This window comes from Erwinia sp. AnSW2-5 (assembly GCF_045107195.1).
Classification (GTDB): domain Bacteria; phylum Pseudomonadota; class Gammaproteobacteria; order Enterobacterales; family Enterobacteriaceae; genus Erwinia.
In genome coordinates, this window is sequence record NZ_JBJGXA010000050.1 from 1 (window position 1) to 1249 (window position 1249).

The window sequence follows — 1249 nt, forward strand, 5'->3', positions numbered from 1 at the left end:
TGAAGTGGTCAACTAAAACTGGCCACCACTTTAGAGTTCTTCCAGTATCGTTTTTCCGATTCGTTTGGTGGTAAACCACCGTTATACTCGTGTGGTCTGAGCGCGCTGTAATACCCAACTATATAGTCCATTATTGCGTGAGCTGCATCGCTAAAACTTATGTAACCAGTCACCGGCACCCACTCATTCTTCAGGCTCCGGAAGAAGCGTTCCATTGGGCTATTATCCCAGCAGTTTCCACGCCTGCTCATACTCTGCCTGATCCGGTATCGCCACAGTAACTGCTGGTACTGCCGGCTCGTATAATGACTGCCCTGATCGCTGTGGAACATGACTCCGGCTGGCTTGCCGCGCGTTTCCCATGCCATTTCCAGCGCTTTCATAGTGAGTCTGCTGTCTGGTGAGAACGACATTACCCAGCCCACTGGCTTTCTCGCGAACAGGTCGAGAACAACGGCGAGGTATGCCCAGCGTTTGCCTGTCCAGATATACGTTACGTCGCCGCACCATACCTGATTTGGTTCTGTCACTGCGAACTGTCGTTCAAGGTAATTAGGGATAGCGATGTGCTCATGACCGCCACGTTTATACCGGTGAGTTGGTTGCTGGCAGCTGGCCAGTCCCAGTTCTTTCATGAGTCTGCCAGCAAGCCAGCGCCCCATCTGATAGCCTCTCTGGGTTGCCATGGTGGCGATGCTCCTTGCCCCGGCCGAACCGTGGCTGATGCTATGCAACTCAAGCACCTGGCTTCGTAATACAGTCCGTCTGCCGTCTGGTTTTTCAGGGCGGTTTTTCCAGTATTTGTAGCTGCTGCGATGAACCCCGAACACATGGCAGAGAGTGGCTACAGGATAACGCGCCCTGAGTTTCCCGATTATCGAGAACTGTTCAGGGAGTCTGACATCAAGAGCGCGGTAGCCTTTTTTAATATTTCATTTTCCATTTCAATACGTTGTAGCTTTTTCCTGAGCTCACGGATTTCAATTTGTTCCGGGGTAATGGGGGAAGCTTTTGGTGTTTTTCCCTGTCGCTCATCACGCAACTGCTTCACCCATCGCGTCATTGTGGAAAGGCCGACATGCATAGCGCTGGCTGCATCTGCAACGGTGTAATGCTGGTCAAGGACCAGTTGAGCGGACTCGCGTTTAAACTCTGCGCTGAAACTTCTTCTTTTCATTGGGGCTCCTGTCATGTTCTGAGGTGAGCATATCACCTCTGTTCAGGTGGCCAAATTCAGTAAACCACTTCA

Annotated in this window: 1 protein-coding gene; it reads right to left on the minus strand. The window is 51.4% G+C overall.

Annotated features, from left to right (window positions below):
- Window positions 1-8: 8 nt before the first annotated feature.
- Window positions 9-1177 (minus strand): IS3 family transposase gene (locus tag ACFL9S_RS22950; RefSeq protein ID WP_405264184.1). Its coding sequence is split into 2 segments (ribosomal slippage): window positions 9-928 and window positions 928-1177, totalling 1170 coding nucleotides; the frame shifts between segments, so codons are not numbered across the junction.
- Window positions 1178-1249 lie beyond the last annotated feature (72 nt).